The following is a 6,994-nucleotide window of genomic DNA, read 5'->3' on the forward strand; positions in this document are numbered from 1 at the left end:
TATTCTTGTTTTACATTTTAGACAATCATTATTCAAAAGCGAGTTTCGTGTTTGCAAGCACAAATGAAATTGCTTCAGGGCACCAAAGATTTCGAGGCTCATTTGGAGTAATGTCCAAAGACGGTCATTGGGTTGGATTAGAAAGGGGGGGTAGTGATAACCACTTGCAAATTGAAATTTGTAAAACTTCAAAGGATGGAGTATGGTCACTTTTCAAATTTGATTTTACCGGAAATGATATTAGTGAAGAAGAAAAAACAGCAGTTTTTTGGGCGGGTAAAAATACCATTTACATTTCAACTCGTGATTTAGATCAACAGAATAATAAGGAATTGTTGAAATATTACTCCATAAAATTTGAATATTAGGTAATCTTGCGTGGCCGAATTAAATCCATGCTTTCCCAAACCCAATACAGCATTTTTCTGCGCAGGTCACCGCAATCTACGGGAATCAAAATTTGATACCATTCAAATAAATCATTTCTTTAAGCAGTCATTTTTTGTAAACCAACAACTGCTTTCCGTAAATCAAAATCTATTCACAAAATTTCACAAATATTTGATAAACAATAAGATATGGTTTGGGCTTTAAATTGCCTAACCAAAACTATTGTTACCATGAAAAAATTATTTGCCATTGCGATGTTGTTCAGCTTTTTCTTGACTTCATCATTCACATTGAACAAGGATGCTTCATTGAACCCTGAAGCGGATATTGTTGACTTAGCGGTTCAGACAGAATTCCTTTCCACCTTGGTAGCTGCTGTCAAAGCCGGTGACTTGGTCGGTGTATTGAAGGGCGATGGCCCATTTACAGTTTTTGCGCCTACAAACGAGGCTTTTGCCAAACTTCCTGCAGGTACGGTGGAGAATCTTTTGAAGCCTGAAAACAAAGCCCAATTGGTGGCTGTGTTGACCTACCATGTTGTTCCTGGAAAAGTTTATTCCAAAGACCTGAAAAACGGGATGAAAGCCAAAACCGCTCAAGGTTCTGAAGTGACTATCACATTGAAAGGTGGAAAAGCCATGGTAGACAATGCCACTGTGACTACTGCAGACATCGAAGCTTCCAATGGTGTGGTTCACGTAATCGATACGGTGATTTTGCCAAAAATGTAAGGTGTTCACAAGCTACCGTCAACTGTCGACAGCCACTTGTTTTTGAATTTCAAACCCTGATTTATAAGTGGTTCAGATTAGAAAATCAACAAAAAAGGCCTGATTCACATCGAATCAGGCCTTTTTGCTTTTGTATAAATTCGCTTCCTAGCAGGTAACCAAATAAAATCTTGGATTGAAGAGCCATTGTAGCAGCGTTGGGCTATAGACTATCGGCCATGGACTCTTTACTTTTTCACCTCCGCCGTGGCTATTTTGCCCGTGGGCTGTTCAGGAAGAAATCCTTTTCTTCTGAGGATGGCTTCCATAAATTTCCTTTCATTTTCAGTGTTGAAGATTTTGAAAGGAAGATAGATGAATTGTGCTTTGGACATAGTCAGGATATAGGCTTCTTTGGTCAGGTCCACTTTTTTGATCAAATCCCATTTGATGGGCATTCCCTGTTGGGCATTGAGCTTCATCAAAATCTGCCTGCTGTCAATTTCATAAGACATTTTTTCAAAAATGACCTTATTCTGTTCCATTTGGGTGACGCCCGCAAACTGGATCACCCAAAAAAGCCAGTATAAAACATATGCCAAAATGGCCATGCTAATCCACCACCAAGAGGCAATCCAAAAATAGCCGCATCCAATTGCGATGGCGATCAGTACTACCCACCATTGTTCTTTGAGGATGTTGGTCAGTCCCAGCTTGATATAGGTACCTGTTTCTAATTGATATTTTTTTGTTTTGACTATCATTACTTAATTTTTTTCGTGCGCAAATATCTAATGATATCCCTTATTTCACAAGTTAAACAGGAAACCAATTGATTTTTTTAAAATTTCTCAAATCAATTTTGGTATTGGTAAGTTAAATGATTGACTTCTAAAAGGTTTTGTAGTAAATTGATTCAAATTTCTCTGAATATGAGTAGCTTAATAGTTGATTTGGTCTTGTGTGGAGTCGCCTATGTGGTGCTGATTTATTTTGTGGCTACTATGACCAAGTCTAATCTCGGGCGAAATTCAGATAGTAGTGATGATGGAGACGGCGGTGTGGAAGATTTTACCCCTCCCAAAATAGATTTGCCACCCGGTGTGATTTGGCCAACAGATTCGCCTACAAAAAAAGTTCCTAGAGAACCCTTGGAGGTTTGATCAATTGCATTTGTCGCATACTCCTTGGATCAATAGACTCACTTCTTTATTGATATAGCCTTCAGGCAATGTTATTTTTGGCAAACTCACTTCTTCAATACAAATTGTTTTCCCGCACTTTTCACATTTGAAATGCACATGCTCGTGATCGTGATGATGCTCTCCCTCATGGGAATGTGAACACAAAGCATACTTCGTAGCGCCGCTGTCATCAAGGACTTTATGGACGAGGTCATTGTCCAAAAAGGTCTTCAATGTCCTGTAGATCGTCACCCTGTCAAAATCCTTTTGCAACACTTCCTCCAAATCTGAATGCGAAAGCGCTACCTGCCTTTCCAAGAAAGTTTTTAATACTTCCTGTCTACAATTGGTAATCCGCAGGTTGTGTTCCTGAAGAATCTGAAGTGGGCTGTGGGACATCGCTTTAAATTATTGTTGGGTAAAAATAGACACTTAAGGTTACAACACAAAAAGAGGCCAAACTTGTTCAGCTTGGCCTCTTTCAGATGTAGAAAGTTATTCTCTTGATTTTATTTTGGATCCAATATTGTATTGATCCTTTCCAATGCATCCTCAAGATGGAGCTTGGATAGTCTGTCAGAGGTTCTTGGAATTGCGGCAGTAATCTGTCTTTGCAACGTTTTCAGCTCGCCTCTCGCCATTGGTCTGATGTCTGATTGGGAAGCATTGATCTGAGGACCTACAAAAGCCCTAAACTGCGCTGGAAGTGTCGGTTCATTTCCTGTAAGCAACAATTCCAAACGCTCAATATGTGCCCTTTGAAGACTTCTTCTGTGCACATCAATGGTTTTTCCGCTAGGCAATTCTGTCCAGATTCCGCCACGCAGGTCGTCAAAAAGCTCAACCATAGTATAGGCATTTTTACCGTTTAGGGCTTCGTTTTCGATCATTCTTCCAAGCCTACCCCATTCCAGAATTCCGTTCAAAGTAGAAACTTGAACTCCACGGATTCTTTCCAATGCCCCGAAATCTCCGGTTCTTTCGATGATTTTTTCATCCATCAGCCAGGTAGGTGTGGCGAAAAGCTCTTTGTTGATAAACTGGACGGCACGCTTCTGCTTGTTCTTGTCAGTGTGGACATAGACGGCTTCTCCCTGTCCGGCAGATTTATAGAATTCATACACCCCACCTACATTGGTTCTGATATGTCCCATGTACCTGTTGTACTGTCCGATAACCTGACCGTACATTTCATTGAGGTCACTGTAATCTTTGAAAGGCTTGTCAGCTTCTGCGGTCCATGTCATCAGATTTGGAAGGATGATTTTCAGGTTTTTGATGCCATAATCAGAAGCTTTCATGGCATCGTCTCCCAAGTCTTCACTTTGACTGCTTGGATCGTAGCTGTTGCCTTGACGGCCAAATCGGTAAACAGGATCTCCCTGCTTGGCCAAAATCCATTTGTCCAAAGTAGGTTGTTCTTCCTCTGGAGTCTTAGCCTCCAAAATCGGTCTGTAACCCCATGCGATGGAGTATTTGTCATATGGCCCTACATCCGGCATCAGGCTGACATCTGCATCTCCTGGTTGGGCAATGTAGTTGAATCTCGCATAATCCATGATAGATGGTGCTGTTCCAAATTTTTTGGTGAATGTAGCTGAACGCAAAGAATCAACAGGGTAAGCATGCGAAGAAGCAAAGTTGTGGGGAAGGCCCAAAGTATGTCCAACTTCGTGAGAGGATACAAATCTGATCAACCTGCCCATGGTTTCTTCTCTAAAATTGACTCCCCTTGCTTCAGGATTTACTGCTGCTGTTTGGATAAAGAACCAGTTTCTAAGTAAGTTCATCACATTATGGTACCAACCTATATCTGATTCAATAATCTCTCCTGAGCGTGGATCGGATACGTGCGGGCCATAGGCATTTTGGATGTCCGATGCAAAATACCTGATGACAGAATAACGTGCATCTTCAGGACTCCAATCTGGATCTTCCTCTTTGGTAGGTGCATCTTTGGCAAGGATGGCATTTTTGAAACCTGCTTCTTCAAAAGCTTTTTGCCAATCTTCAATTCCCTGCTTTAGGTAAGGTCTCCATCTTTCGGGTGTAGCCGGATCGATATAGAATACGATTGGTTTCTTGGGTTCTACCAATTCACCTCTGTTGAATTTCTCATAATCTTCTTCCTTCACTTCCAGTCTCCACCTGTCAAGAAAAGTCCTTCTCGCTGCTTTTTGTTCGTCGAGACCATAATCCACCACTGATCGGCTAAACCAACCCACACGTCTATCTGACAGACGCTGCATCATGGGGTCTTTTGGTAACAAAACCATGGAAGAATTCATCTCTACAGTAATCAATCCTGTACTTGCATTGGATGGGGGTTCTGTCGCCGCATAAGTCATCACATACCTTGCTTCTATATTAATCGGGTAGGGACTGATTCGATCGATGTAAGAGCGCTCATTGTCCAATCGAGTGACTTTGTACTGTGTTCTTCTGTTTCTAGGCAATCCGATTGCCTGCACATCTTTAGAAAAAAGGTCTGTCACTTCTATGACTGTACCATTTTTGTCAGAAGCTTTTGACTTTACATCAAATTTTTGGAGGATCGGTTCCAAGTTTGAGCTTTTTACGGCAGTGAAAATCGGCAAAGAGTCAGCCGCAGTGTTACTGTAAGAAACTACTTTCAGGAGTATATTGTCTCCGTTTTGGTCCCATCTGACGAGCAGGGTATTGGTTCTTTCGCCTCCATAACCGATTCCGTCTGCGGTTTTGGCAATGGTCGTGACAATGAGCATTTCTCTCCCGATAAGGGTGTCGGGAATTTCATAAAAATATTTGCCATCCAATTCATGGACTTTGAAAAGCCCTTCCTTGGTTTTGGCTTTGTCTGTAATGACCTCCCCATAAGGCTTTGGGCCGGTCTTAGGTGGTGCCGGTCTTGCAGGGGCAGGAGCAGCGGCAGCAGGGGCATTTTTGGAACTTTTTTTCTTTTTCTTTTGTGCAAATGCTTCGTCTCCGACAAAGACCATTCCCAGCAAAAGAAGAAACGTCAATCCCCTTCGTAAATACATTTGGGTAAACTTCTTCATGTGATATTTAGTTGACTTGATTAATAACCTTTGAAAGTAACCCGTAATTCAGGGCTTTTCTTAAATTCAAAGACCGAAATTTGATAAACGGCAATTCATTCCATTTAAAAGGCTCTCTTGTTTTATGCAGCATTCAGACATTATTATCATCGGCGGTGGACTTGGGGGATTGGTTGCAGCACATCAGCTCGCAAAAAAAGGTCGGGAGGTTTTGCTCATAGAAAAAAAGTACTACCCCTTTCACCGTGTCTGCGGAGAATACATCTCCAATGAAGTGAAAGACTTTTTGCTCCGGGAAAATCTTTTTCCTGACGAAATAGGACCTTCCGAAATCAACAAATTCCAATTGACTTCAATCAAAGGAAAAACAGCAAACATGCCTTTAGATCTCGGCGGTTTTGGGATCAGCAGGTATGCCTTGGATTATTTTTTATACCAAAAGGCTGAGGCTGTCGGCGTAAAATTTTTACTTCAGACCCAAGTGGAGAGTCTTGAATTTGAACCGAAAGAAAACAGATTTGTGCTTCAATTGAACAAAGGAAATTCACTTACTGCAAATCATGTCATCGGTGCTTTTGGCAAAAGATCCAAAGTGGATAAATCCATGCATAGAGATTTTATGAATCAGCGCAGTCCATTTATTGGGGTGAAGTACCATGTCAAAACAGACTTTGATCAGAATACCGTCGCCCTTCATAATTTTGAAGGAGGCTATTGTGGCATTAACCAGGTGGAAAAGGGGATTTTTAATCTTTGTTATTTGGGTTCAAAAGAACAACTCCGTCACTTTGGAAGCATCCCGGAAATGGAAAAAGAAGTACTCCATAAAAATCCCCATCTCAGACAAATTTTTCAGAACAGTGAATTTCTTTTCGACAAACCGGAAGTCATCAACGAGATCAATTTTTCACCAAAGCAGCCTGTTGAAAATCATATTCTGATGGTTGGTGATGCGGCAGGTTTGATTACCCCGCTTTGCGGTAATGGTATGGCGATAGCCATTCACACAGGCAAATTGGCGGCTGAAGCCATTCTTCAAAACAAGAACCGGAGTCAGATTGAAAACCAATATCACAGGCAATGGAATCGATTCTTTAAAAGCAGGCTTTGGATAGGAAGAAAAGTACAGTGGCTTTTTGGGTCTAAGGCAGTTTCAGAATTTTCGGTAGGATTGATCAAAAGCTCTCCTTTTGTGGCAAAAGAGATCATGAAGCGGACGCATGGCGAAAGGTTCTAAAATTTGAATTTGGACATTCGGAAATTCAGCCAAACACCTGCAAAATCTGAGTATTTTCCAGAAAATACCAGGCAAAGAAAACATTCAAAGCAATTGCAGAAATCCTGTTCATCCACATGGTCCATGTATAATTGGTATATTTTTCTTCGTCCTTTTGGACAAAGTAGAACCAAACCAAGAAAAACAATATCACAGGAAGCATGGCTGCAAGGAAACCGTAAACTGCAATTTCCTGATTCTTACCAAGGAAAAACCAAGTGAAGCCAATTCCGGTCACTAAAAACCAGATGCTTGAAAATACGAAAGTGCCCTTTTTCCCAAGTTTCAAGCTCAGGGTAATATCCCCTCTTTTGGCATCTTCTTCATGTTGGTAGACCTGAGTCAGCGGATAAGACCCCCAAAGCATCAGACTTGTGAGCAAGCCCGGAATCAACA

General features: G+C 41.3%; 7 protein-coding genes and 1 pseudogene. 4 read left to right on the forward strand and 4 right to left on the reverse strand.

Going from position 1 to position 6,994, the window contains the following annotated elements:
* Window positions 1-368: hypothetical protein (locus tag ACZFYI_RS12975; protein WP_462524555.1), on the forward strand; the 368-nt coding region annotated here is incomplete at its 5' end.
* Window positions 369-620: 252 nt separating this feature from the next.
* Window positions 621-1,121 carry a fasciclin domain-containing protein gene (locus ACZFYI_RS12980; RefSeq protein WP_462524556.1) on the forward strand — a complete coding sequence of 167 codons (501 nt, stop codon included), beginning with the start codon at window positions 621-623 and terminating at the stop codon, window positions 1,119-1,121.
* Between the two features lie 227 nt (window positions 1,122-1,348).
* Here ACZFYI_RS12980 and ACZFYI_RS12985 read toward each other — a convergent pair whose 3' ends face one another.
* Window positions 1,349-1,864, reverse strand: coding sequence for a YcxB family protein (locus tag ACZFYI_RS12985; protein WP_462524557.1), 516 nt, complete (start codon window positions 1,862-1,864; stop codon window positions 1,349-1,351).
* A gap of 168 nt (window positions 1,865-2,032) precedes the next feature.
* Between ACZFYI_RS12985 and ACZFYI_RS12990 the strand changes: the two genes are divergently transcribed.
* Window positions 2,033-2,263, forward strand: coding sequence for a hypothetical protein (locus ACZFYI_RS12990; protein ID WP_462524558.1), 231 nt, complete (start codon window positions 2,033-2,035; stop codon window positions 2,261-2,263).
* On the opposite strand, the gene ACZFYI_RS12995 is transcribed toward ACZFYI_RS12990, so the two are convergent.
* Together ACZFYI_RS12995 and ACZFYI_RS13000 are read right to left on the reverse strand one after the other, a co-directional pair.
* Window positions 2,264-2,683 (reverse strand): Fur family transcriptional regulator, encoded by a 420-nt coding sequence (locus ACZFYI_RS12995; RefSeq protein WP_462524559.1) that lies wholly within the window; start codon window positions 2,681-2,683, stop codon window positions 2,264-2,266.
* 110 nt (window positions 2,684-2,793) lie between these two features.
* Window positions 2,794-5,322 carry a zinc-dependent metalloprotease gene (locus tag ACZFYI_RS13000; RefSeq protein WP_462524560.1) on the reverse strand — a complete coding sequence of 843 codons (2,529 nt, stop codon included), beginning with the start codon at window positions 5,320-5,322 and terminating at the stop codon, window positions 2,794-2,796.
* 124 nt (window positions 5,323-5,446) lie between these two features.
* On the opposite strand from ACZFYI_RS13000, the gene ACZFYI_RS13005 reads away from it, so the two are divergent.
* Window positions 5,447-6,559 (forward strand): NAD(P)/FAD-dependent oxidoreductase, encoded by a 1,113-nt coding sequence (locus tag ACZFYI_RS13005; protein WP_462524561.1) that lies wholly within the window; start codon window positions 5,447-5,449, stop codon window positions 6,557-6,559.
* 25 nt (window positions 6,560-6,584) lie between these two features.
* Here ACZFYI_RS13005 and ACZFYI_RS13010 read toward each other — a convergent pair.
* Window positions 6,585-6,994: pseudogene (locus ACZFYI_RS13010) on the reverse strand (UbiA family prenyltransferase); the annotation flags it as partial.

It is taken from the genome of Aquiflexum sp. (assembly GCF_977115555.1).